Annotated in this window: 25 protein-coding genes; 14 read left to right on the top strand and 11 right to left on the bottom strand. The window is 59.7% G+C overall.

What is annotated here, in order from left to right; all coding sequences use genetic code 11:
- Window positions 1-64 precede the first annotated feature (64 nt).
- Window positions 65-955 (top strand): 3-deoxy-manno-octulosonate cytidylyltransferase, encoded by an 891-nt coding sequence (locus tag ACQY1L_RS04780; protein ID WP_325262314.1) that lies wholly within the window; start codon window positions 65-67, stop codon window positions 953-955.
- A gap of 24 nt (window positions 956-979) precedes the next feature.
- On the opposite strand, the gene ACQY1L_RS04775 is transcribed toward ACQY1L_RS04780, so the two are convergent.
- Genes ACQY1L_RS04775 through ACQY1L_RS04765 form a run of 3 tightly spaced genes read right to left on the bottom strand, consistent with a single transcriptional unit; the run spans window position 980 to window position 3,305 of the window.
- Window positions 980-1,711: a hypothetical protein gene (locus ACQY1L_RS04775; protein ID WP_430243064.1), complete on the bottom strand. Its 732-nt coding sequence runs from the start codon at window positions 1,709-1,711 to the stop codon at window positions 980-982.
- Window positions 1,712-1,771: 60 nt separating this feature from the next.
- On the bottom strand, window positions 1,772-2,785 hold the full coding sequence (locus ACQY1L_RS04770; RefSeq protein WP_430243062.1) for a Stealth CR1 domain-containing protein: 1,014 nt from the start codon (window positions 2,783-2,785) through the stop codon (window positions 1,772-1,774).
- A 49-nt stretch (window positions 2,786-2,834) separates the two neighbouring features.
- A complete protein-coding gene (locus ACQY1L_RS04765) occupies window positions 2,835-3,305 on the bottom strand; it encodes an Lrp/AsnC family transcriptional regulator (RefSeq protein ID WP_062455864.1) in 471 nt (156 codons plus the stop codon).
- A gap of 341 nt (window positions 3,306-3,646) precedes the next feature.
- Between ACQY1L_RS04765 and trxB the strand changes: the two genes are divergently transcribed.
- The 4 genes from trxB to ACQY1L_RS04745 all read left to right on the top strand — a co-directional run bounded on the left by trxB (window position 3,647) and on the right by ACQY1L_RS04745 (window position 7,590).
- Window positions 3,647-4,621, top strand: a complete 975-nt coding sequence (gene trxB, locus ACQY1L_RS04760) for a thioredoxin-disulfide reductase (RefSeq protein WP_062455861.1) — start codon at window positions 3,647-3,649, stop codon at window positions 4,619-4,621.
- A 2-nt stretch (window positions 4,622-4,623) separates the two neighbouring features.
- The gene (locus ACQY1L_RS04755; protein ID WP_062455858.1) at window positions 4,624-5,526 is read left to right on the top strand and encodes a LysR family transcriptional regulator VtlR; all 903 of its coding nucleotides are present in this window, start codon (window positions 4,624-4,626) and stop codon (window positions 5,524-5,526) included.
- Window positions 5,527-6,117: 591 nt separating this feature from the next.
- On the top strand, window positions 6,118-6,414 hold the full coding sequence (locus ACQY1L_RS04750; RefSeq protein ID WP_062455854.1) for an ArsR/SmtB family transcription factor: 297 nt from the start codon (window positions 6,118-6,120) through the stop codon (window positions 6,412-6,414).
- Between the two features lie 51 nt (window positions 6,415-6,465).
- Window positions 6,466-7,590, top strand: coding sequence for an alkene reductase (locus tag ACQY1L_RS04745; RefSeq protein WP_430261973.1), 1,125 nt, complete (start codon window positions 6,466-6,468; stop codon window positions 7,588-7,590).
- An 80-nt stretch (window positions 7,591-7,670) separates the two neighbouring features.
- On the opposite strand, the gene ACQY1L_RS04740 is transcribed toward ACQY1L_RS04745, so the two are convergent.
- Window positions 7,671-7,931, bottom strand: coding sequence for a DUF2188 domain-containing protein (locus ACQY1L_RS04740; RefSeq protein WP_062455848.1), 261 nt, complete (start codon window positions 7,929-7,931; stop codon window positions 7,671-7,673).
- Between the two features lie 199 nt (window positions 7,932-8,130).
- On the opposite strand from ACQY1L_RS04740, the gene ACQY1L_RS04735 reads away from it, so the two are divergent.
- Window positions 8,131-9,243 (top strand): calcium:proton antiporter, encoded by a 1,113-nt coding sequence (locus ACQY1L_RS04735; RefSeq protein ID WP_430243058.1) that lies wholly within the window; start codon window positions 8,131-8,133, stop codon window positions 9,241-9,243.
- Between the two features lie 124 nt (window positions 9,244-9,367).
- Complete coding sequence (locus ACQY1L_RS04730; protein WP_430243056.1) at window positions 9,368-10,588, top strand: PQQ-dependent sugar dehydrogenase; 1,221 nt, start codon at window positions 9,368-9,370, stop codon at window positions 10,586-10,588.
- A 134-nt stretch (window positions 10,589-10,722) separates the two neighbouring features.
- Here ACQY1L_RS04730 and ACQY1L_RS04725 read toward each other — a convergent pair whose 3' ends face one another.
- Complete coding sequence (locus ACQY1L_RS04725; RefSeq protein ID WP_062455840.1) at window positions 10,723-11,925, bottom strand: pyridoxal phosphate-dependent aminotransferase; 1,203 nt, start codon at window positions 11,923-11,925, stop codon at window positions 10,723-10,725.
- A gap of 220 nt (window positions 11,926-12,145) precedes the next feature.
- On the opposite strand from ACQY1L_RS04725, the gene ACQY1L_RS04720 reads away from it, so the two are divergent.
- Both ACQY1L_RS04720 and ACQY1L_RS04715 read left to right on the top strand, forming a co-directional pair.
- A complete protein-coding gene (locus ACQY1L_RS04720; RefSeq protein ID WP_062455836.1) occupies window positions 12,146-13,087 on the top strand; it encodes an EAL domain-containing protein in 942 nt (313 codons plus the stop codon).
- A 478-nt stretch (window positions 13,088-13,565) separates the two neighbouring features.
- Window positions 13,566-13,781 (top strand): cold-shock protein, encoded by a 216-nt coding sequence (locus ACQY1L_RS04715; RefSeq protein ID WP_006725577.1) that lies wholly within the window; start codon window positions 13,566-13,568, stop codon window positions 13,779-13,781.
- A gap of 78 nt (window positions 13,782-13,859) precedes the next feature.
- Here the strand turns inward: ACQY1L_RS04715 and ACQY1L_RS04710 are convergent, their stop codons facing one another.
- Window positions 13,860-14,507, bottom strand: a complete 648-nt coding sequence (locus ACQY1L_RS04710; protein ID WP_430261971.1) for an MBL fold metallo-hydrolase — start codon at window positions 14,505-14,507, stop codon at window positions 13,860-13,862.
- Between the two features lie 68 nt (window positions 14,508-14,575).
- Window positions 14,576-14,770, bottom strand: coding sequence for a hypothetical protein (locus tag ACQY1L_RS04705; RefSeq protein ID WP_062455833.1), 195 nt, complete (start codon window positions 14,768-14,770; stop codon window positions 14,576-14,578).
- A gap of 216 nt (window positions 14,771-14,986) precedes the next feature.
- Between ACQY1L_RS04705 and ACQY1L_RS04700 the strand changes: the two genes are divergently transcribed.
- Genes ACQY1L_RS04700 through ACQY1L_RS04690 form a run of 3 tightly spaced genes read left to right on the top strand, consistent with a single transcriptional unit; the run spans window position 14,987 to window position 17,642 of the window.
- Window positions 14,987-15,511, top strand: coding sequence for a MarR family winged helix-turn-helix transcriptional regulator (locus ACQY1L_RS04700; protein WP_062582974.1), 525 nt, complete (start codon window positions 14,987-14,989; stop codon window positions 15,509-15,511).
- A 13-nt stretch (window positions 15,512-15,524) separates the two neighbouring features.
- On the top strand, window positions 15,525-16,223 hold the full coding sequence (locus ACQY1L_RS04695; protein WP_062455827.1) for a response regulator: 699 nt from the start codon (window positions 15,525-15,527) through the stop codon (window positions 16,221-16,223).
- A gap of 39 nt (window positions 16,224-16,262) precedes the next feature.
- The gene (locus ACQY1L_RS04690) at window positions 16,263-17,642 is read left to right on the top strand and encodes an ATP-binding protein (protein ID WP_430243050.1); all 1,380 of its coding nucleotides are present in this window, start codon (window positions 16,263-16,265) and stop codon (window positions 17,640-17,642) included.
- A gap of 92 nt (window positions 17,643-17,734) precedes the next feature.
- On the opposite strand, the gene ACQY1L_RS04685 is transcribed toward ACQY1L_RS04690, so the two are convergent.
- The 4 genes from ACQY1L_RS04685 to ACQY1L_RS04670 form a co-directional block, all read right to left on the bottom strand.
- Window positions 17,735-18,076: a tRNA-binding protein gene (locus ACQY1L_RS04685; protein WP_062582972.1), complete on the bottom strand. Its 342-nt coding sequence runs from the start codon at window positions 18,074-18,076 to the stop codon at window positions 17,735-17,737.
- A gap of 6 nt (window positions 18,077-18,082) precedes the next feature.
- The gene (proC, locus tag ACQY1L_RS04680; protein WP_113166404.1) at window positions 18,083-18,898 is read right to left on the bottom strand and encodes a pyrroline-5-carboxylate reductase; all 816 of its coding nucleotides are present in this window, start codon (window positions 18,896-18,898) and stop codon (window positions 18,083-18,085) included.
- Entirely contained in the window at window positions 18,898-19,398 is a 501-nt protein-coding gene (locus ACQY1L_RS04675; protein WP_062455815.1) for a YbjN domain-containing protein, read from the bottom strand. Before ACQY1L_RS04675 ends, proC begins: the two co-directional genes overlap by 1 nt.
- Window positions 19,399-19,936: 538 nt before the next feature.
- Window positions 19,937-20,221 carry an accessory factor UbiK family protein gene (locus ACQY1L_RS04670; protein ID WP_113166405.1) on the bottom strand — a complete coding sequence of 95 codons (285 nt, stop codon included), beginning with the start codon at window positions 20,219-20,221 and terminating at the stop codon, window positions 19,937-19,939.
- Between the two features lie 234 nt (window positions 20,222-20,455).
- Here ACQY1L_RS04670 and lgt point away from each other — a divergent pair, with 234 nt between their 5' ends.
- Window positions 20,456-21,274, top strand: a complete 819-nt coding sequence (gene lgt / locus ACQY1L_RS04665; RefSeq protein ID WP_430243821.1) for a prolipoprotein diacylglyceryl transferase — start codon at window positions 20,456-20,458, stop codon at window positions 21,272-21,274.
- A gap of 7 nt (window positions 21,275-21,281) precedes the next feature.
- Window positions 21,282-22,397, top strand: coding sequence for a class I SAM-dependent methyltransferase (locus ACQY1L_RS04660; RefSeq protein ID WP_062455810.1), 1,116 nt, complete (start codon window positions 21,282-21,284; stop codon window positions 22,395-22,397).
- The last annotated feature ends 98 nt before the right edge of the window (window positions 22,398-22,495 follow it).

Genomic DNA, 22,495 nt, shown 5'->3' with positions numbered 1-22,495 from the left:
CAGAGGCATTCGGTGCCACGCAACCGGTCCGGCTCTGCCCGCATCTGCATGGAGGACGCTTCGAATGACGGAACTTTCTGCCGGGATGGCGCAGCACAGACCGACGACGAGCGGACTTTTGAGCGAGGGAGACTGGCAGCAGTTTTTTGCCGGCTATTCCCACATCGTCCTTGTCGCCAACAGTGACGAGCAGAACTTCAACGAGATCCACGCCGCCTATCCGGAAACGACGCTGTTCGTCTTTTTCAACTACGTCAGCAAGGTGCTGAAAACGCCGTTCACGCGCAATTCGCTGCTGGTGGCACGCACGAGCCGCGTCGGGTCCGAACTGATCTACGACAACGCTCTCGACAAGGTGCTGGCCCTGCTGCCGGGCCCCGGGTTTACCGGCGTCATGAGCATGCGCGCCGCCACGATGGAACAGGTGACGGAACCGGCCGAGTTCGGCGGCGTCGCAGCAGGCGCCATCGACCTTTGCAGCTACCTCGAAGATTTCTACCCGCGCGACCATACCGCCAGTTCAGGCTTCGCCCTTTCGGTCTGGCTCTGCGAGAAGGTGCCGCAGGCCAAGGTCGTGCTTTGCGGTTTCTCGGGACGCCGCAGCCGCAAGTGGCAGATGTTCCACATCCACGACTGGACGTTCGAACAGTCGGTGCTGCAACTCCTCGCCAACAGCGACAAGCTCGAAATGGCAGGAAGAACAGCTTTCAATCCCTACAAGGCGCTGTCGCGCCACTTCCCCGATATCGACAACAGCAACTTCGTGTTCGCCGCGATCCAGGTCCTGTCCGAACGGCTGGAAAACAGCAACCGCAACCTCGGCAAGCTGATCACGATCACCATGCCGCTTCGCGTCATCTACAATCTCGCTAGAGGTCTGCGGATCAGGTCCAAGAAGGACAGGCTGGTCAAGCAGCGCAAAAAGCAGCGAGCGAAGAATGGCGAGCCATCCTGAACTGGGACAGCTTAAGCGCCTGCTCTACCACCACCCGCTGCGATCGCGGTGGTGGAGCGCTCGTAACCGGCTGAATGCCGTGTCGTTCTCCTGCAGGCGGTCGTAGATCGCCTTCGCGATCTCGCCGGCAATCCCCTGTTTGAAAAACGGATCGAGCCGCCAGCGCATGTTTCGCAGCGTGTCGTCGGTCCCCACCTTGAACAGATACATCCCGTTGAACCTGTGCATCGGCGCACCTTGCGTCTGTTCGATCGCAGCTTGCGAGACAGGACGCTCGTCGCCGCCATGGATAAAGCGGTCGGTCTCGTAGACCTTGATCGTGTTGGCAAGCGACGAGCCGATCATGGCGATCGCCCTTGCCGTCATGTCCTCGTCGAGATCGGCGATGCTGTCGCTCGCGGAGATCAGCCAACGCAGATCGAGATGCGCGGTGAGGAACGGCGCTTCATTCTGCCACAGCGTCTTGAACTGCTGGTACGTCTCCCGGACATTATATTCGCGCCGCATCAGGACGATAAGCTGTGCATGATAGAACAGCAGTTCCGGCTGGCCTTTGAACTCCAGTCTCAGGTTCGCCATGTGATCGTCGAGCGACTTCTGCTTGCCCGACCGGTGCTCGCGATCCGAATCCTCGATCAGCCGCTGCTTCATGCCCGCGTAATCCTGGTCGAGCTTGGCGTATTTTGCTGCTCCCCAGCGCTTGCGGTAGCGGTTGAAGGACAGCAGTGCCTCGAGCTTACTCTTCTTGCGTACCACGCACGTTCTCCAAGTCTTGCTGCCGTAGCCTCGGCAGTCCTGTCTACACCGGTAACCTCGTCAGTCTGCCGCCCGCAGGTGTTCGATAAGCCGGTGCGGCAGATGGGTGTGAAATTTCGTTATCATCACGTCAGTCAGCGCCTGGCGAAGCTCGATGCTGAGTTCGTCCTGGCTCTGGATACATCCGAACGGGGCGCTGCCCTGTTCGATCATGGCGAGTACAGGTGCGGTCGCCCGCTTCTGCCGCGGCTTGATATAGGCCGTGCGGTGTTCGGGTAACGGGGTCGCGCCAAAGCGCTCCATCTCGAGATGATTGGCAAGCGCAACCGGCGAATGCTGGGCGATGTTGCGAAAGCGATGGGAGAGCTGCTGGCGAAGCACGTCGGGATGCGCTGCATAGTAATCGGCAAGCGTTGAGCGTCTGACCGCATGAAAGTAATGGCCGACCTGCAGAAACCGGCTCTTCGCACCCGCCAGCTCTGCCCCCTTCTCCTGCGCGACGGTAAAGCTCGGAACAGCGTTGGACGCTTCCGCCCGCTTCCGCTTGAACCACCGCAGGCACTGCTTGAGGCGGGATCGTAATCCGCTTTTCACGCGCCCGTAAAGCATCGGCTTGCCGTCGCGAAAGAACGCGGAGGCAGATGTCGGAGCGTTCAGAAAGAAGTCGTCATTGCTGTAGACGAAATTCTCGCAAAGTCCCGGAATATTCCAGACCGCAGTCTCGATCGACAGCGAATTGAACGTCGGCAGCACGGCCGGAAGCCCGTCGAAAACCACCTTGTGATCAACGATGGCGATGAAATCTTCCGTGCAGAAACCCGCCTGCGCAAAACTGTCGACGAATTCCGGCTTCTGCCCGTCCGTGACGATGTGAATTTTGGTGATGAACGGCGCGTATTTCAGCACGGAGGCGATGAGATAGTAGATCTCGCCGTTATCGGCAAACCGCGTCGGGCTGGATGCCACCGCGTGCGAACTCGACGCAACGTCATCGTATTGCAGGCGCTTCGCGCGATGATCCGGGTCCGAACCATCAACCCAGGTGATCACAAGCTCGATGTCGTGGCTGGACATGCTCTGGTTTCTGCTCCCTGCCCCTCGGACGATCTCGATCGAGACGACCCTAGATCTGCACGACCGGCGCATCCTTGACCTGCCGGATCGTCAGCATGGTGCGAACCGTATCGACATTGTCGACCGCGGTCAGATCCTCGATGACGAAATCCTGGAAGACGGTGAGGTTCTCGGCCACGCATTGCAGCAGGAAATCGGTCTCGCCGGAGACCATCCAGGCCTGACGCACCAAGGTCCGCGTTTCCATATCCGCCGCGAAGGCCTTCAGCTTGCTGTCCGACTGCTGCTTCAGTCCCACCATGCAGAAGGCGACAAGATCGTATCCGAGCAGCGACGCCTGCAGCATGGCGCGATAACCCTTGATGATGCCGTTCTCTTCCAGCTTGCGAACGCGCCGCAGACAGGGCGGCGCCGATATGCCGACCCGTTCGGACAGCTCGACATTGGTCATGCGTCCGTCCTTCTGCAATTCGCGAAGGATCTTCAGGTCGATGGTATCGAGTTCGACTTTCACGACCATGTGTAGTGCCTGCCTTCAAAATTGACGGGAGCACGCAGGCTCCCGGGTATCCATCTCGGTGTCGCGAAGACATACAATAACATCGTTCCGACGCAAGAAAATTTCGCGCGCCGGTCCAGTTGTTGTCAACCGAGGTGCACCTGGAGACACATCCAATCGCAGTTGGCCTGACGTTTCTACCGGGCAGTTCCAACTGTCTTGTTGTTATCGCAAGGCTGCCCTTGCAATGTTGCATGGATGGCCCTTACATGACGTGTCAAAAGCGGCAGACCGAATAATGGCTTCCTATATGAGGAAGCGGCGCCACGCGCCCGACACGGTCTTGGAAAGGAAACGTCATCATGTCCGCCCGTCATACAGAGGTTCTGATCATCGGTTCCGGCCCCGCCGGCTATACAGCTGCGGTGTACGCAGCGCGTGCGATGCTGAAGCCGGTCTTGATTGCAGGCATGGAACAGGGTGGTCAGCTGATGATCACCACGGACGTTGAAAACTATCCGGGCTTTGCCGATCCGATCCAGGGTCCCTGGCTGATGGAGCAGATGCTGCAGCAGGCGGTCCATGTGGGCACCGAGATCGTCAACGATCTCGTGACCGAGGTCGAGATGAATCATCGCCCCTTCACGGTCCGCACCGATTCCGGCACCGTCTGGACTGCCGATACGATCATCATCGCGACCGGTGCGAAGGCCAAATGGCTTGGCATCGAAAGCGAGCAGCAGTTCCAGGGTTTTGGCGTCTCCGCCTGCGCCACATGCGACGGCTTCTTCTATCGCAACAAGGACGTCATCGTGGTTGGCGGCGGCAATTCCGCAGTCGAGGAAGCGCTCTATCTCTCCAATATCGCCAAGACCGTGACGGTCGTGCATCGGCGGGACTCGTTCCGCTCGGAGAAGATCCTGTCCGAGCGCCTGTTCCAGCGCCCCAACGTCAAGGTGATGTGGAACACCGAAATCGCCGAGGTCACCGGCAAGCCGGCCCGCGCACCACTGCCGCCATCGGTCGAGGGTGTGCGCCTGCGTGATACCAGGACCGGCACGATCTCCGATCAGCCGATCGACGGCGTGTTCGTGGCGATCGGCCATGCGCCGGCGACCGAACTCTTCAGGGACAAGCTGAAGATGAAGAACGGCGGCTATCTCTGGACGGCGCCTGATTCAACAATGACCGACGTTCCCGGCGTGTTTGCCGCGGGCGACGTCACCGACGACACCTTCCGACAGGCGATCACCGCCGCCGGCATGGGCTGCATGGCAGCGCTCGAAGCCGAACGTTACCTCGCCGGCATTCAGCCGGTTGCCATTGCTGCGGAGTAAGCATGGGCGTACCTCTCGACTGGGACAAGCTGCGCATCTTCCACGCTGCGGCGGAGGCGGGATCCTTCACCCATGCAGCAGACAAGCTGCATCTGTCCCAGTCGGCAATCAGCCGGCAGGTCAGCGCGCTGGAACAGGACGTCGGCGTCAAACTGTTCCACCGCCACGCCCGCGGCCTTATCCTCACCGAACAGGGAGAGCTTCTTTATCGCACCGCGCATGACGTGCTTCTGAAGCTCGAGACCGTGAAGATGCAGCTGACCGAGACGACGGAAAAGCCGTCGGGCAAGCTGCGCGTCACGACGACGGTCGGCCTTGGCCAGGGCTGGCTCACCGACAAGGTGCAGGAGTTCCTGCAGCTTTATCCGGAAATGTCGATCCAGCTCATCCTCGATAACGAGGAAGTCGACGTCAACATGCGCCATGCGGACTGCGCCATCCGCCTTCGCCAGCCGCAGCAGTCGGACCTGATCCAGCGCAAGCTGTTCACCGTGCACATGCACGTCTATGCAGCCCCCTCCTATATCAACCGCTATGGCGAACCGCAGTCGGTCGAGGACCTCGACACCCACCGCATCATTTCCTTCGGCGAGCCTGCCCCGAATTACCTTCTCGACGTCAACTGGCTTGAATCCGCCGGCCGTTCTTCGGACAATACCCGCACGCCCCACCTGCAGATCAACAGCCAGACCTCGATCAAACGAGCCTGCCTGCTTGGTATCGGCATCGCTTGCCTGCCCGACTATATCGTCGGCCGCGACCCTGGGTTGATCCAGCTGACGCTGAGCGCCGACATCCCTTCATTCGACACTTACTTCTGCTACCCGGATGAAATGAAGAACGCTGCCAAGCTGAAGGTCTTCCGCGATTTTATCGTCGCCAAGGCGCGTAACTGGAATTTCTGATCGCTGTCGAAGACGTTTCGCTCAGAATGGGAACCGGGATTCTCGCAGCGATTTCATACACGACTCAGTGACTAGAGTAAGCTGTGCAGAACGTGCATGGCAGTCCTGCGCAAAAAAGCGTTGCCGCTTGCCCAAAAAACCATCATATCGCACTCAGCTGATGCATATGGTGGCTTTCCTCCCAGTTCCACCGCAGCAGCTGTTCCCCTCTGGAGGTTGTTTTTAACCTTCATAATTATAAGGGCCCTGGAGTGATCCTGTGGCCCTCTTTTTTTGCCCTGCGGTTTGCCGGCCCGCCGCAATCCTCGGCTGCCTGCCAGAGAAATTGGACCGAAACGGTCAATATTTCGGCCACCCCCCTTGCTCTCACAAATCGCTGCGCCCATATAGGGATCAGCCGGAGCAATTGATGACGTCCCCGTTATCAGCGCCGGCTGTTCCCCTCTGGAGGTTTTAGACCTTCACACCTGACGGGCCTCGGAGCAATCTGGAGGCCCTTTTTTTTGCCTTCCTCCAAAAAAATGGGAACGTCATTCCTTTAAATCGTCTTCAGACGATCTATATATCGGTTAGAGACGATATGGAAAGACGATGGATCGCACCGAGATACTGAAAGCACTGTCCCATCCGACGAGGATTGAGTTCCTCGAATGGATGAAGCAGCCCGAGCAGCATTTTTCCGATCAGGATCATCCGCTCGAAATGGGCATCTGTGCCAAGCAGTTCGAAAGACGATGTGGTCTGTCGCAATCGACCGTCTCTGCGCACCTTTCGACCCTCGAAAAAGCCGGCCTCGTGAAAACGAGCCGGGTTGGTCAATGGGCGTTCTACAGCCGCGACGAGGAGAAGATCGCAGACTTCGTGACCAATCTTCGCTCCGCTCTCTGAATGCCACCCCTTAACTCAATCACTCCCAAAGCAGCATGGAAGGATATTCCTGTGACCTCACTCTTTGAACCGGTAAAGTTCGGCGACATCGAACTGAAGAACCGCGTCGTCATGGCGCCGCTCACCCGCAACCGTTCGCCGAAGGCGATCCCCAACGATCTCAACATCGCCTATTACGAACAGCGCGCCTCGGCGGGCCTCATCATCACCGAGGGCACCCCGGTCAGCCAGCAGGGACAGGGCTATGCCGACGTTCCGGGCCTTTACCTCGCTCCGGCCATCGACGGCTGGAAGAAGGTGACGGAAGCCGTTCACAAGAAGGGCGGCAAGATCGTTACCCAGATCTGGCACGTCGGTCGCGTTTCGCATACCTCGCTGCAGCCGAATGAAGGCGCACCCGTCGCGCCTTCCGCACTGGGCGCCAAGGGCAAGACCTACATCATCAACCCGGATGGCAGCGGCGCGTTTGCCGATACATCGGAGCCGCGCGCTCTCGAACTTTCCGAGATCCCGGGCGTCGTTGCCGATTTTGCTGCCGGTGCAAAGGCTGCGATCGAGGCCGGCTTTGACGGCGTCGAAATCCACGGCGCCAACGGCTACCTCATCGACCAGTTCCTGAAGACTGGCGCCAACCTCCGCGAAGACGAATACGGTGGCTCCGTCGAGAACCGCGCCCGGTTCGCGCTCGAAGTCGTTGACGCCGTCGCTGCAGCCATCGGCAGCGGTCGCGTCGGCATTCGCCTGTCGCCTGTTACGCCTGCCAACAACATCACCGAAGATGCGCCGCAGACGGTCTTCGACTATCTGGTCAAGGAACTGGCGACCCGCAACCTGTCCTTCATCCACGTCATCGAGGGTGCGACCGGTGGTGACCGCGACTATGTCCAGGGCGGCAAGCCGTTCGATTACCAGGAACTGAAGGATACCTACCGCAACGCCGGCGGCACCGGCGCCTGGGTGGTCAACAATGGCTATGAAAAGGATACGGCTGAAAAGGCTGTAGCTAGCGGCTATGTGGATGGCGTCGCTTTCGGCAAGCTGTTCATTGCCAACCCGGATCTGGTCGAGCGTTTCAAGACAAACGCGCCGCTCAACGAGCCGGACAAGAACACATTCTACGGCGGCGGCGCTAAGGGTTATACCGACTACCCGTCCCTTGAATCAGCAGAAGCCTAAGCTTTAGGCCCGACTGTCTGAAATCGGCCATGCCTGGCACAAACGCCGGGCATGGCCTTCTTTTTGGTCGCAGCGAATGCTTAGCGCGCGTCCGCCTGATCGCCATCCACAACTTCGGCTTCGGGACGGTCACCGCCGTCGCTGTGCTCGGTGTGCCAGACGCCCTTTGCGTCCTGCCAGCTGATCTCTTCGGGCTCACCACCCACCTGCTGTTCGGCAGCCACAATCCGGGCCGCCTGCAGCGCGTCGTTGTGGTTCGGGAATGTTTCGGAATAAACGTCGCCCAGTCGATAGGCCCAGCCGCCATCATGTGGCACGATTGTGTAAACGACCTTGGTCATAGATCCTCCTGTATGTTTTTCGTGGCTGCCCGACCGGTCTCGGTCCAGAAGGCCGCGTAGTGCAAAAAAGCCGGAATACGCCGCGAAGTTCCTTCCACTGGCGAGGATAATGGCACCAAAGACCGATTATCGCAAACCGTCCTCTGTGCAGGTCGACCGACAACCCTAGTTTCTCCGAGATCGTTTCCAGGAGCTTCCAGTGCAAATCGCGACCCACCTCCGGCAGGAGAAATTCCTGCTGATCGCCCTCGTTGTCGCCATTCTCGGCTTCTTCATCGAACACTCAATTCTGGAGGCCGGAAAGACGGTGTCGCTGATCGCAGCAGCGCTCTTCGTCGGCGTGATCGTGGTTGCATCGACACGTGTCGCGCATCATGCGGAGGTTTTGGCGCACAAGGTTGGCGACCCCTATGGCACGATGATCCTCACCCTGTCCGCGGTGGCGGTCGAGGTCCTGATCCTCGCCATCATGATGGGTTCGAATTCCTCACCGACGCTGGTGCGCGACACGATCTATTCGGCGGTGATGCTGGATATCAACGGCATTCTTGGCCTCGCGGCCCTGCTCGGTGGCCTGCGCCATGGCGAGCAACCCTATAACGACGATTCAAGCCGCACCTACACTGTCATGATCATGACGGCGGTAGGCATTTCGATGATCGTGCCGGAATTCGTACCGCGTGAAAGCTGGCACTACTATTCCGCCTTTACCATCTGCGCGATGATCGCGCTCTACGGCGTCTTTCTCAAGATGCAGGTCGGGCCGCACAGCTACTTCTTCAGCTACACCTATCCGCGGACCCAGAAGGCGGCAGCCGCCGGGACAGCGTCCGCGCCTCAGGAGGAGGCCGCCGAGGATTCCGCGGCCGTATCGATCGGCATAATTCTTCTGGGCGTTCTGATCATCGGCTTCCTGGCGGAATCCATGTCGGTCTTCATGGGCGAAGGCCTGGAAGGCTCCGGCGCCCCGATCGCACTGACCGCCGTGGTTGTCGCCGCAATCTCCGCCGCGCCTGAAATCCTGACCGCCATGCGGGCGGCGCTCAAGAACCGCATGCAGTCGGTCGTCAACATCGCCATGGGCGCGTCGCTCTCAACAGTCATTCTCACCGTCCCGGTCATGGAAGGCATCGCGCTCTATACCGGCCAGCCCTTCATCATGGCGATGACGCCGGTCCAGACGGTGATGGTAGCGATCACGCTCGTGGTTGCGGCGATCAACCTCAACGACGGCCAGACCAACGCAATCGAGGGCATGACCCATTTTGTGCTGTTTGCGACCTTCATCATGCTGACGATGATCGGATTGTGACATCTGCAATAAAGAAGAGTTGAACACCCTGTGTTCGGTCTTCGGGACTGGCCGCCCTAGATGGGACAATGTCTGGCGAGCGATCGCCACTGAAAGGCATCAAGACAAAGTCCGGAGGTGACCCATGAAACGCACGAACATCTTCCTTGCAGGCACGGCCCTGGCTCTCGCACTGGTCGGCGCTCCCGCAATGGCGCAAACCAGTGGCAAACCGGTTGAAACAGGCGCTCCAAATGCGAAGGATCAAAAACCTGCCTTCACCGGTCAGACCCGCGCAGCGCAGCCGGCGGAAATGCCTAAGATCACCACCGAAGTCGTTGCCGAAGGGCTTCCGCACATCTGGTCTATGGAATTTCTCCCCGATGGCCGCATGCTGGTGACCGCCAAGGAAGGCGCGATGCATATCATCAAGGACGGCAAGCCCGGCCCTGCGATCGAAGGCGTTCCGAAAGTCCTGTCCGCTGGCCAGGGCGGTCTTCTCGACGTGGCGCTCGCACCGGACTACGAAACATCCGGAATGATCTTCTTCTCCTTCTCAGAAGAGCGTGAAGACGGCAACGGCACATCCGTCGCCTCCGCCAAGCTCGTCGCCAACGACGATGGCGGCGGCAAGCTGGAAAACGTCAAGGTGATCTTCCAGCAGATGCCAAGCTATGACGGCAACAAGCATTTCGGCTCGCGCCTCACCTTTGGCCCCAACAACGAGCTCTATGTCACGGTCGGCGAGCGGTCCGATCCGGAGCCGCGTGTCCAGGCACAGGATCTCAAAAGCGGTCTTGGAAAAGTCTTCCGCATCGACATGGACGGCAAGGCCCTGCCCGACAATCCATTCGTTGATCAGGCCGAAGCGCGGCCGGAAATCTGGTCCTACGGCCACCGCAATCTCCAGTCAGCAGCACTCGATGGCAACGGCCGCCTCTGGACGGTCGAACATGGCCCCAAGGGCGGCGATGAGTTGAACCGACCGGAAGCCGGCAAGAACTACGGCTGGCCGGAGGTCACCTACGGCGTCGAATATAGCGGCGGCAAGGTAGGCGACGGCATCACCGAGAAGGCTCAGACCGAACAGCCCGTCTATTACTGGGATCCGGTCATCGGCCCCTCCGGTATGGCCTTCTACAATGGCGATGCGATCCCCGAATGGAAGGGCGCATTCCTGGTCGGCGGTCTGGTAACCCAGGGCGTGGTGGTCCTGCATATGGATGGCGACAAGGTGAGCCACGAAGAACACGTTCCGCTCAAGGCCCGCATCCGCGACGTCAAGGTCGGCCCCGATGGCGCCGTCTACGCCGTCACCGAAACCCGTTCCGGCTCCTCGACGATCGTCAAGCTAACCAAGGCTTAAACGCAGGATCCTCGAAAAGGGGCTCGGTCGGGGCTATAGCCGTGGCCCGCCCCGACCTTCCCTCCACTGGACCACCACTCACGAAAAAGCCCGGCGCTTGGCCGGGCTCTCCCATCAAACTCGTGTCTCGAAACTTACTTGCAGGCTGCGCAGAAGCGCTGGATGCGCTTGCAGGCTTCTTCGAGAATGTCTTCCGACGTCGCGTAGGAGATGCGGAAGTTCGGGCCGAGACCGAAGGCCGATCCGTGAACCACGGCGACACCTTCCGATTCCAGGAGCTCGGACACGAAATCCTCGTCCGTTTCGATGACTTTGCCGGTCGGAGCCGTCTTGCCGATCAGGCCGGCGCAGGACGGATAGACGTAGAATGCGCCTTCAGGCTTCGGGCAAACGATGCCGGATGCCTGGTTAAGCATCGACACGACGAGATCGCGGCGGCCTTCGAAGATCGCCTTGTTCTTGGTCACGAAATCCTGCGGACCGTTGAGCGCCTCGACAGCCGCCCACTGTGCGATAGACGATGCGCCCGAGGTCTGCTGGCCCTGGATCATGTCCATGGCCTTGATCAGTTCGATCGGACCGGCAGCATAGCCGATGCGCCAGCCGGTCATCGCATAGGCCTTGGAAACACCGTTCATCGTCAGCGTCCGGTCGTAGAGCTTCGGCTCCACTTCGACCGGCGTCGCGAACTTGAAGTCGCCGAAGGTCAGGTGCTCGTACATGTCGTCGGTCAGGATCCAAACATGGGGATGCTTCAGCAGCACGTCGGTCAGCGACTTCAATTCATCCGCGCTATAGGCAGCGCCCGTCGGGTTCGACGGCGAGTTGAAGATGAACCACTTGGTCTTCGGCGTGATCACGCTTTCCAGCTCTTCGGCCGTCAGCTTGAAGTTGTTTTCCTGCTTGGTCGAAATCGTTACCGGCGTGCCGCCGCAGATCGAGACCATTTCCGGGTAGGAAACCCAGTAGGGTGCTGGGATGATCACTTCATCCCCTGCATTCATCGTCGCCATGAAGGCATTGAACAGAATCTGCTTTCCGCCGGTTCCGACGATGGTCTGCTCGACCTTGTAGTCGAGGTTGTTTTCGCGCTTGAACTTGTCGACGATCGCCTTGCGCAGCTCTGGAATCCCCGAAACCGGCGTGTACTTGGTTTCGCCGCGGTTGATCGCGTCGATCGCGGCCTGCTTCACATTATCAGGCGTGTCGAAATCGGGCTCACCGGCACCGAGACCGATAATATCACGCCCTTTCGCCTTCAGTTCGCGAGCTTTCTGGGAAACAGCGATTGTCGCTGAAGGCTTTACACGGGAAAGGGCGTCGGCAAGAAAGGCCATGTCGTTTCGGTCCTGGGCTGATTGAACACTACGGCGGGGTGCGCTCATTCGCCGCCGAGCGGCCGCCTCAAGCTGTATGGAGAATGAACCGGCGCCTTTCAAGAAAAAAGCATGAATGAATGCCATCAATGTCGCTGATTAAAACCTTCGGACGCGTATTTACGACCGCGTAACCCGTCTCGCCTACAATCTGCAAAATTGCGCAGGAGACGGTACGGGTATGGCATCGAGAAGCATTTTCGCCAACCTGGTTCGCGGCGACGACGGGGCATGGTCGACCGCGTACGGGCCTTTCATTCTCAGATCCGCGCTTCAGCCCATTTTCAGAACGTCGAAACCCGGCAATCGGCTGGCCATCGAAGCCTTTGTCGGGCTCGTGCGCGCCTATCGTGGCGAAGAGCCCGTTCCCCCGCACGAATTCTTCAGCCTCGTTGATCCCGCCGAAGTTGCCGATATCGACAGCATGGTCCGGACGATCCATATTCTCAACACCGGCCGGCTCGACAGACGCCAGGCGAAGATCTTCGTCAAGTTCCAGCCGGGTCTGGTGCGCACGCCCGAAGACATGCGCCACGAAGTCGAACGCATCAAACTTGCGAGCCACGAAGCCGGACTTGCCGTCAACCGGATCGTCTGCGAAATCCGCCAGACCGCCGAGACCAACGCCGCCGTCATCGCCGACTTCACCAGCCACATGCGCGCCATCGGCTTCCAGGTGGCGATCGATGATTACGGTGCGGGCGAGTCCGATCTGGCGCTTCTCAAGCGGGTGAAGCCTGACTACGTCAAATTCGAACCCGGCTGGGTCCGCGACTTTCTCGACAATCCGGCAGGAGCAGCACTCCTGCGCGTCGTCCTGCAGCAGATGCTGGATGACGGGATCGAACCGATCATCGAAGGACTGGAGGAAATGTGGCAGGTGGAGGTGTGCGAGGAATTCGGCGCGTCTCTCGTGCAGGGATATGCACTCGCTCGGCCTGAACTCGCCCCGACCACGTTCGACAGGACATTCCCGGAACACGGCCTGCCGCGCATCGGCGGCGACCTCGACATGAGCCCCTCGCCTGCATCCGCCATTCGCGTCTCTGCCGCCGCCCCGTTTCCGTCGGCCACCCCTCTCAAGCGGATGAAAACCTTCGGCCGCAGACATCAGGGCAGCTAGCCGTCCGCACCTTCACCGGTTCGCAGTGGGACTTCCCGCAGAGAGTGTAGACGTTGGGAAACGGCTACAAACATGACGCGAACACGCATAGAGCCGATCGGGCGAAGCATCGCCAGCGATCCGTTGCCCATCCAACTTCCTTCGGACCATGCGCAAAGCCCGCATTTGCAGCGCTTTTGGCCAAATGAGGCAGGCTGGAACGGGCCTGCCTTTCAAAAAACTTTTTCTTGCCAATTTTTGATAAACACAGCACTCTGTCCATGTTCGGGCAATTTACGAGCATGGGAAGACCTATAATGACGCGCTCCGAAGGCGCCAAGACTTCGGGCGGGAACTGGGGGCTTGGTTTTATACCTTATCTGCCAGTCGCCGCGGTAAACACAGGGACCCTTTCTTAAAGCTGCCTGCCGCCGCCCGTGAGGGCACACTCTGATGCTGTCCGCCGCTGAACACGGACAGAAGGAAAAGGACCTGCTGCATGGCCGAGACTGGCACTGTGAAATTCTTCAATACGGACAAGGGATTCGGCTTTATCAAACCAGACAACGGTGGCGCCGATATCTTCGTTCATATCTCCGCCGTACAGGCTTCCGGCCTGTCCGGGCTGACTGAAAACCAGAAAGTAAGCTTCGACACGGAACCGGATCGTCGCGGAAAAGGCCCCAAGGCCGTCAATCTGCAGATCTCCGGTTGAGCTTCAAAAGCTCGCTCATTCCAGTTGGAGCCCGGCAGTGATGCCGGGTTTTTTTATGCACGTGATACCGGTTGCCGGTTACAGGCCCTTCAGGAATGGATTGCTGCGGCGCTCGTCGCCGATCCGGCTTCCCGGTCCGTGACCGCAGAGAAAACCTACCTCGTCTCCCAGCCGCAGAACCTTGGTGCGGATCGAGTCCATCAGCGTCGCGTGATCGCCTCCGGGTAGATCAGTCCGTCCGACCGACCCGGCAAACAGGACGTCACCAAGATGTGCGAAGGCGTTATCTCTGTTGTAGAAGATGACGTGACCGGGCGAATGTCCCGGACAATGAAAAACCTCGAACACATGCTCGCCGAACGAGACTGTTTCGCCTTCGTCAAGAAACCGATCAGGCACGACGTTGCGGACGTCGCCCTCGACACCGAACATCTGAGCCTGCTTTTCAAGATTTTCAAGAATGGGAAGATCGTCGCGGTGGGGTCCGACGACCGGAATGCCGAGCACTTCGCGAAGTTCGTCGGCGCCTCCGGCATGATCGATATGCCCGTGGGTCAGCCAGATCTCGGAAAGGGTAATGCCACTTTTGCGCACGAGGTCCAGAATAACCCCGATGTCACCGCCTGGGTCGACAATGACGCCTGTCTTTGTATCGTCGTCAAAGAAGACGGTACAGTTTTGTTGAAATGGCGTCACGTGAATGACGCTCGCCTGCAATCGACCCATAATGCCTGTCCTGCCCTGAACGTTGTCGTTCTTCATAGCCGGAAGGCTTGCCGATGACAGCCTCAAAATCAGTTGATAGCGGCAGCCAGATACGTGCCTTCAGCAGCAACCGGCGGGGCCAGCGAAACAGTCGCCAGCAGAAATGCCGAGACGACGACTTTCAGCGCAATCACCGTGATGAAGACCGGGCGCAGCGGATGAGCTTCGGCCTTGGTCTGGTTCAGCTCGATCGGCGGCATTGCGGAATAAGTGTGCGCGTTCATTGAATAATCTCCAGTCGTTCGCTGGGAATAATGGCGCTTGGGGATAAAGGTTCCGCCGGACAAGTCATGCGCGCAAAAGAAAGTGCGTGTTCTCCCTGAAAGCAACACAACCGGTCGAATTTTGACCGCCAGAGCGATTTATCACGGGCGACAGCGCAAAAGGATTACGTTAAACAGCTTCACACGATGAAGACGTAGCGAGCGAAAGGAAACGGCGTGCCGCCTGCAGCGACGGGAAAAGCCGTCAAGAAAGTCCCGCCACAGATGCCCGTGGTCGACGAGGGCCAGATCGATTTCGAAGCGATCGAGCTGTTCTTCTTTGCCTATCGCGACTTCGTGTCCGATCCGGACGCTATCCTGGCGAAGATCGGCATGGGGCGCGCCCACCATCGGGTTGTCTATTTCGTCTGCCGCCAGCCGGGGATGATGGTGACGGATCTTCTTGATCTGCTGCAGATCACCAAGCAGAGCCTCGCCCGCGTCCTGAAGCAGTTGATCGAGACTGGCTATATCCGGCAGATGGCCGGGGCCAAGGATCGCAGACAGCGCCGCCTCTATCCGACCCTTGCCGGCCGCGAACTGGCGCTGGCCCTGTGCGAGCCGCAATCCAAGCGTATCGCACGCGCCATGGAAGACTTCACCCCCGGGATGCGGGAAAGCGTAACCCTTTTCCTTCAACGGATGCGTGGACGTGACCCGAACCTCGTGATTTCTGATATCGACATCAGTCAGGATATCTGACCGGGACAGACAGATGACCAATACACCGCTTTTGGACGACGCCCCTCACCTTCTCGTTGTCGACGACGACACCCGCATCCGCGATCTCCTCAACCGCTATCTGGTGGAGCAGGGTTTCCGCATCACGGTCGCGGGAGATGCCGCCGAAGCGCGGCGCAAGTTGGAAGGACTGCATTTCGACCTCATCATTCTCGACGTGATGATGCCGGGCGAAACAGGCCTGTCGCTCACCCAGTCGCTTTATGAAAAGAAGACCACCCCGGTCATCCTCCTGACGGCACGGGTCGAGGCAGAATCGCGCATCGCCGGTCTCGAGGCAGGTGCCGACGATTACCTGTCAAAACCCTTCGATCCGCGCGAACTGGTCTTGCGCATCAACAACATCCTGCGCCGCAGCAGCTCGGCCGATGCACCGAAGATCGAGCAGATCATGTTTGGTCCGTTCACCTTCTCGATCCCGCGCAAGGAACTGCGCAAGGCGGCCGAGACGATCCGCCTGACCGACCGCGAACAGGAAATCATGATGCTGTTTGCCTTGCGCGCCGGCGAAACGATCCCCCGCCACGAACTGATCGGGGACGATACGGATGTCGGCGAGCGCACAATCGACGTGCAGATCAACCGGCTGCGTCGTAAGATCGAAGAAGACCCCGCCAACCCGGTCTATCTCCAGACCGTGCGTGGCATCGGGTACAGGCTGAGTATCGACTGATGCACAAGAGACCGACGACAGGACGATAACGGGCGGCGAATGGCAATTTTCAACACGCTGAAGCGAGAGACCAGCCGGTTTACCCTCCCCGGTTGGCGTCCGTTCACGCGCTGGCTGCGTCGCTGGCTGCCGACGGGCCTCTACACCCGTTCGCTGCTGATCGTCATTCTCCCCGTGCTCCTGCTCCAGACAGTCGTCGCCGCGGTGTTCATGGAACGCCACTGGCGCATGGTGACAGAGCGCCTGTCTGAAGGCACCGTTCGCGACATCGCCGCCATTATCGAGATAATCCGCAATTATCCGCAGGATAGCAACTACAACGAAGTCAGCCGCATCGCCGACAGCTCTCTCGGCCTGACGATTGCAATCGAGGAGAACGGCCAGCTCCCGCCGCCCCGCCAGCGCCCCTTCTTCGCGATCCTCGACAACATCCTTGCCGAACAGTTGAGCAGTCAGATCCGCATGCCGTTCTGGATCGATACGGTAGGCGACAGTCGGCTCGTCGAGATCCGCGTAAAAATGGACGAACGGGTGCTGCGGGTGTTTGCCAGACGCGGCTCTACCTACGCGTCCAACACCCACATCTTCCTGATCTGGATGATCGGCACCGCCTTCGTGCTGGTGGTGATTTCGATCCTGTTCCTGCGCGGCCAGATCCGCCCGATCCTGAGACTTGCCCAGGCGGCGGAAAGTTTCGGCAAGGGACAAAAGACCGAAGGCTTTTCGCCGCGCGGCGCAGACGAGGTAAGGCGCGCAGGCCTTGCCTTCATCCAGATGCGCGAACGGCTCGAACGGCAGATGGAGCAGCGCACCGCGATGCTGGCCGGCATCAGCCACGACCTTCGCACCATCCTCACCCGCTTCAAACTGCAGCTGGCGCTTGCCGGCAACAAGCCGGAACTCGCCGGCATGGAACAGGATGTCGAAGACATGCAGTCCATGCTGGAAGGCTACCTGGCGTTTGCCAAGGGCGAGGCCGAGGAGGATTTCGGTACGCTGTATCTGAGCGAGCTTCTCGAGAAATTCCGCGCGAGCTTCAGCCTGCACGGGCAGATCCTCACCTACCACATCGAGGGCGACGACGAGATCGCCGTCAGGCCGAACGCCTTCAACCGCCTGCTCGGAAACCTCGTCTCAAACAGCCAGCGCTACGCAGACAACCTGCATATCGATGCGCGCCACAGCGCCAAGTGGCTGACATTGACCCTCGATGACGACGGCCCGGGCGTTCCTGCGCAATCCCGCGAGGATGTGTTCAAGCCATTCCACAGGCTCGACGAGGCCCGCAATCTCGATGCGTCCGGAACCGGCCTCGGCCTAGCGATCGCCCGCGACATCGCCCGCTCGCATGGCGGCAATGTCACGCTGGACGACAGTCCGAGCGGTGGCTTGAGAGCTATCGTTCGCGTTCCCGCCTGACCGAAGGCCGGCAGTCAAAGAGCTCACGTGAGAGTTAGGGAGACTGTTGGCGAAACGGCTAAGGTGTCCGGTGAGGACGCCCTCGCGCCTGATCACATCATCTTCTTGCCGTTTGGAACGCCCTGCTCGACGGCAGCCAGAACGATCGCGCCGTTCTCGTCTTCAAAGCCAAGCGTCAGCACTTCGGAACGGACCGGCCCGATCTGGCGCGGCGGAAAATTGACGACGCCCAGCACCTGGCGTCCGAGCAGCGTTTCAGGCGTATAGTGGACGGTAATCTGCGCCGACGATTTCTTCACGCCGATCTCAGGCCCAAAATCGATCTTCAGCTTGAACGCCGGCTTGCGGGCTTCCGGAAACGGCTCGACCTCGACGATCGTGCCAACCCGGATATCGACCTTCTCGAAGTCGGCAAAGCTTATCTCGTTAGACATGGCTGCTCAGCGTCCCAGTTCTTCCGCGCGGCTCCGCGCTGCCTCGATTGCCTTGTCGAACAGCGGCTGCATCCCATCGTCTGCCATTAGCACGGAGAGGGCAGCAGCCGTGGTGCCGCCCGGAGACGTCACGTTCTGGCGAAGCCGCGAGGCATCCTCCGTCGATTGATGCAGAAGTTCTCCCGCACCCGACACGGTTTCGCGCGCAAGCCGCATCGCAAGATCGGCAGGAAGACCGGCTTTGCGCCCGGCCTCCGCCATGCATTCGACCAGATAGAAGACATAAGCCGGGCCACTGCCGGAAACGGCGGTGACGGCATCGATATCCGCCTCGCTCGAAACCCATTCCACCGGACCGCTGACTTTCAAAAGCGCATGCACCGCATCGCGCTGGGCGGCCGACACCTTGTCGTTGGCATAGGCACCGGTCACGCCGCGGCCGATCATGGCCGGCGTGTTCGGCATGGCGCGCACCATTGCACCGTCCCCGAGATGGCTCTGCATGGAGGACAGCGTCTTGCCGGCTGCGACCGAGACGACGACTGTCGAAGCGCCGACCGCAGGCTTCAGCGGCGGCAGAACGCCATCCATCAGCTGCGGCTTGACCGCGAGAAACAGGATATCTGCCGACGCACCGTCTGGAAGTGCAGTAACATGCGTCGCGCCAGCGTCGGACATCATCGCTCTCATCGCCTCGGACGGCGATGGGTCAACGACGGTGACGGAAGCGCCGGGAACGCCGTTCTTCAACCAGCCGGAAAGCATGGCGCCGCCCATATTGCCGGCACCGACGAGAACGATCGAACCCAGCTGCAACGCCATCAAGCCTCGCCGACCGTCTCGAACAGGACGCAATCCATGGCAGCCTTGGCTTCCATGCCGGACCAGACCACGAACTGGAACGCCTGATAATAGGCCTCGCAGGCATCAAGCGCGCTGGAAAACAGAACCTCGACCTGCTGGTTCGTGGGTTCGGCACCGCCGGCCAGCAGAAGCGACTGGCGGAAAATCACCACGTCTTCCTGACGCCACAGGTCAAAATGCCCCATCAGCGTCTGACCATTCACGTAGGACAGAAGCCGGATGACCTCGTTCACGCGGATATCGGGGATCTTCAGATCGAAGGCGCAGGCGAGATGCAGCGCCTCGAACTCCTCCATCCAGGAGAAGGATACGTGGTAGTCCGTCCACCGACCCTCCACGGTCATGGCGATCTCGTCTTCGCCGGACCGTTCGAATGTCCAATCGTTGGAAGCTGCGACGAACTCGATCATGTCCACCGGGTTCGACTGACGCTCAACGTTTAATTCCATGAGGCTCATGCGGCACCTTTTTGACCGGAATGATTGCGAATTCGAGCGGAACGCGCCAACACTTAACCGGAACTACATTTCGATGATCGCTCGTCGCCGCCAGAATAACTGAGTTACCCTGTCTGGAGCTTACCTTCAGCCTCGTCGGTAACCTATCGGTCACCACCGGAAGCTCACCGGCTCGTTTCGAATCATCGTGTAAAATCAGTGTAGCTAGACGGAGTCCGGCTGCCATCCCCTGAATGCCGATTTCCGTGGATTGAACCCCGAAACCGGTTCGCGCATGAGATCAGAACGGATGGTTAAATGACTCTGGACGCTGGCTTTTTTAAGAGTGTCCACAGGGCTTAATTTTTTGTAAATTCATGGGGATTTGGCGAGGCAAAACAGACGCCTGACTGTGCCGATTAGACGCGATGACGCTCAATCGCGAATAGGCTGGGAAAGATCGCCGCGCAGGCTTTTGGCGCTGGACTTTGACGGCGATCTCAAACGGAGATTGCGAATCCCCTGAGGGGCCACAGTTTATGGCCGGATCTGAAGTGGCTTACTGACCTGACTGGCTCTGGTCGTGGCTCTGGCTCTGGCCGAATTTTGCCTCCAGCGCATCGAGACGGGCCTTCAGCGCAACATTCTCGTCGCGGGCGCGGGCAGCCATCTCGCGAACGGCTTCGAATTCTTCCCGCTTGACCAAATCCATGTTGTTAAGGAACCGTTCCGCCTGGGCATGGAAAGCCGTCTCCACTTCCTTGCGCACACCCTGTGCAGCGCCGGCAGCGTCCGTCATCAGCCGTGCGAAATCGTCGAATATGCGGTTCGTTCCGGTCGACATAAGGTTCCGTCTCCTTGCCATCGGCAGCGATATCGGCCCGATATCGGCCTGTGTTTGTCCTATGGGATCTGAAGTAGGGCTTGGGTCGCCGCGTTGCAAGCGTCATCCACTGTTGCGCGCGTCTCAGAATGAGATTCATCTTGACCGGCGATGTCCCCAAGTCCATCTTTTCACACGACTGTGAGTAAGCGAGACACCTGTAATTTGTACGAAGCGCTTCATTTTTTTGCTCTCATGCCATTTCCCGAGATAAACCCGGTCGCGTTCTCCTTGGGGCCGCTTGCGGTACACTGGTATGGCCTCGCCTATGTTGCCGGTATCATGCTGGGCTGGCTTTACGCCCGCAAGCTGACCGCAAACGCGTCACTGTGGCCCAACGGTCAGGCCCCGATGACCGCGGTCCATCTCGACGACTTCCTCGTCTGGATCGCGGCAGGCGTCGTCCTTGGCGGCCGCATCGGCTACATCCTGTTTTACGATCTCGGCCCGATCCTGGAAAACCCGATCCGCGCGATCGAGATCTGGAACGGCGGCATGTCCTTCCATGGCGGCTTCCTTGGCGCAACGATTGCGATGATCGTGTTTGCCCGCCGTCATGCCATTCCGGTCTGGAGCATGTTCGACATCGTCGCCGCCGTCGTGCCGTTCGGCCTGCTGTTCGGCCGCATCGCCAATTTCGTCAATGGCGAACTCTGGGGCCGGTTGAGCGATGCACCATGGGCTGTCGTCTTCCCGACCGGTGGCCCGTTCGCCCGCCATCCGAGCCAACTCTATGAAGCAGGCCTGGAAGGCATCATCCTGCTTCTGGTGCTGGCACTCCTGATCTATCGTTCCAAGGCCCTTCGTGTACCCGGCACCATCTGCGGCGCGTTCGTCCTCGGCTACGGGCTCTGCCGAATTTTTGTCGAGTTCTTCCGCGAACCGGATGTGCAGCTCGGCTATTTGCTCGGCACCAATTGGCTAACGATGGGCATGGTGCTATCACTACCGATGGTTGCTGTTGGCATCTGGGCGATCACGCGGGCTCGCGTCGCCTCCGCGGCGAAAGTGTGAGGCACCCGTGAACAGCCCAGAAGTAACCACGCCCCTTGCCGAAAAGATCAAGACGCTGATCCGCGCCAGCGGACCGATCAGCGTCACCGACTATTTCGCGCTCTGCCTTGCCGATCCGGAATTCGGCTACTACCGCACCCGCGAACCTTTCGGCCGGCATGGCGATTTCGTCACCGCGCCGGAGATCAGCCAGCTGTTCGGTGAAATGGTCGGCATTTTCATGGTCCACGCCTGGCAGCGCCAGGGTAGCCCGGGCGATGTGCGCCTAGTCGAGATCGGTCCCGGCCGCGGCACGATGATGTCCGACATGCTGCGCGTCATCCAGCGCATCGCACCATCCCTGATGGACGGCCTGCGTGTCCATCTGGTCGAAACCAGCGAACGCCTTCGCGGCGTTCAGCGCGTCACGCTCGAGGCCTATTCGACCAAGATTTCGTGGCACGACAGTTTCGAAGACGTGCCGGAAGGGTTCACCCTGATCGCCGCCAACGAACTGTTCGACGCGATCCCGATCCGCCAGTTCGTTCGGACACCGACCGGTTTTCGCGAAAGGCTGGTGGGCCTCGGCCCGGAGGACGAGCTGTCCTTCGTCGCCGGCATCGCCACGCTCGATCCGGTCCTCCTGCCGGCCCCCGTCGCTTCCATCCCGGAAGGCACGATCTTCGAATTCGCCCCTGCCCGCCAGGCCGTCATGCAGACGCTCTGCGAAAGGCTAAGGCATTTCGGCGGCAGTGCGCTCGTCATCGACTACGGCCATATGGTCACCAGTTTCGGCGATACGCTGCAGGCCGTGAAGAACCACGACTACGACCCGCCGCTTGCCAGCCCCGGCGAGGCGGATCTCACCAGCCACGTCGATTTCGAAGATCTCGCCAAGGTCGCCTTGGCGTCAGGCATTCATCTGAACGGCGGCCTCCATCAGGGCGAATTCCTCTATGGCCTCGGCCTTGCCGAACGGGCTTCAGCCCTTGCGCGCGACAAGGAACCGTCCGAACAGCGGCTGATAGCAGCTGCCGTCGATCGTCTTGCCGGCGAAGGTGCGGGCAAGATGGGCGAACTCTTCAAGGTCATCGCGGTCTCGGGCTCCGCGGTCAATCTGATGCCCTTCCGTCCGGTCGACTGAAAGAGCACGTCCGGGCAGATTGACACACGCTATCGGCTTGCGCCAATCTCGCGCCCAATCGAAGCAGCGAGTGCCGCCAACGGTGCATCACGCAAAAC

It is taken from the genome of Neorhizobium sp. DAR64862/K0K3 (genome assembly GCF_050500185.1).
GTDB lineage: Bacteria > Pseudomonadota > Alphaproteobacteria > Rhizobiales > Rhizobiaceae > Neorhizobium > Neorhizobium soli.
Note: the sequence above shows the minus strand (reverse complement) of the source record. Positions and strands in the feature narration are given on the sequence as shown.

What these genes read in the sequence shown, in the direction of transcription:
- ACQY1L_RS04780 (WP_325262314.1), top strand. Translation starts at nt 65, where the DNA reads ATGACGGAACTTTCTGCCGGGATGGCGCAGCACAGACCGACGACGAGC.
- ACQY1L_RS04770 (WP_430243062.1), bottom strand. Translation starts at nt 2,785, where the DNA reads ATGTCCAGCCACGACATCGAGCTTGTGATCACCTGGGTTGATGGTTCG.
- ACQY1L_RS04765 (WP_062455864.1), bottom strand. Translation starts at nt 3,305, where the DNA reads ATGGTCGTGAAAGTCGAACTCGATACCATCGACCTGAAGATCCTTCGC.
- trxB (WP_062455861.1), top strand. Translation starts at nt 3,647, where the DNA reads ATGTCCGCCCGTCATACAGAGGTTCTGATCATCGGTTCCGGCCCCGCC.
- ACQY1L_RS04755 (WP_062455858.1), top strand. Translation starts at nt 4,624, where the DNA reads ATGGGCGTACCTCTCGACTGGGACAAGCTGCGCATCTTCCACGCTGCG.
- ACQY1L_RS04750 (WP_062455854.1), top strand. Translation starts at nt 6,118, where the DNA reads ATGGATCGCACCGAGATACTGAAAGCACTGTCCCATCCGACGAGGATT.
- ACQY1L_RS04740 (WP_062455848.1), bottom strand. Translation starts at nt 7,931, where the DNA reads ATGACCAAGGTCGTTTACACAATCGTGCCACATGATGGCGGCTGGGCC.
- ACQY1L_RS04730 (WP_430243056.1), top strand. Translation starts at nt 9,368, where the DNA reads ATGAAACGCACGAACATCTTCCTTGCAGGCACGGCCCTGGCTCTCGCA.
- ACQY1L_RS04725 (WP_062455840.1), bottom strand. Translation starts at nt 11,925, where the DNA reads ATGGCCTTTCTTGCCGACGCCCTTTCCCGTGTAAAGCCTTCAGCGACA.
- ACQY1L_RS04720 (WP_062455836.1), top strand. Translation starts at nt 12,146, where the DNA reads ATGGCATCGAGAAGCATTTTCGCCAACCTGGTTCGCGGCGACGACGGG.
- ACQY1L_RS04715 (WP_006725577.1), top strand. Translation starts at nt 13,566, where the DNA reads ATGGCCGAGACTGGCACTGTGAAATTCTTCAATACGGACAAGGGATTC.
- ACQY1L_RS04710 (WP_430261971.1), bottom strand. Translation starts at nt 14,507, where the DNA reads ATGGGTCGATTGCAGGCGAGCGTCATTCACGTGACGCCATTTCAACAA.
- ACQY1L_RS04705 (WP_062455833.1), bottom strand. Translation starts at nt 14,770, where the DNA reads ATGAACGCGCACACTTATTCCGCAATGCCGCCGATCGAGCTGAACCAG.
- ACQY1L_RS04695 (WP_062455827.1), top strand. Translation starts at nt 15,525, where the DNA reads ATGACCAATACACCGCTTTTGGACGACGCCCCTCACCTTCTCGTTGTC.
- ACQY1L_RS04690 (WP_430243050.1), top strand. Translation starts at nt 16,263, where the DNA reads ATGGCAATTTTCAACACGCTGAAGCGAGAGACCAGCCGGTTTACCCTC.
- ACQY1L_RS04685 (WP_062582972.1), bottom strand. Translation starts at nt 18,076, where the DNA reads ATGTCTAACGAGATAAGCTTTGCCGACTTCGAGAAGGTCGATATCCGG.
- proC (WP_113166404.1), bottom strand. Translation starts at nt 18,898, where the DNA reads ATGGCGTTGCAGCTGGGTTCGATCGTTCTCGTCGGTGCCGGCAATATG.
- ACQY1L_RS04675 (WP_062455815.1), bottom strand. Translation starts at nt 19,398, where the DNA reads ATGAGCCTCATGGAATTAAACGTTGAGCGTCAGTCGAACCCGGTGGAC.
- ACQY1L_RS04670 (WP_113166405.1), bottom strand. Translation starts at nt 20,221, where the DNA reads ATGTCGACCGGAACGAACCGCATATTCGACGATTTCGCACGGCTGATG.
- lgt (WP_430243821.1), top strand. Translation starts at nt 20,456, where the DNA reads ATGCCATTTCCCGAGATAAACCCGGTCGCGTTCTCCTTGGGGCCGCTT.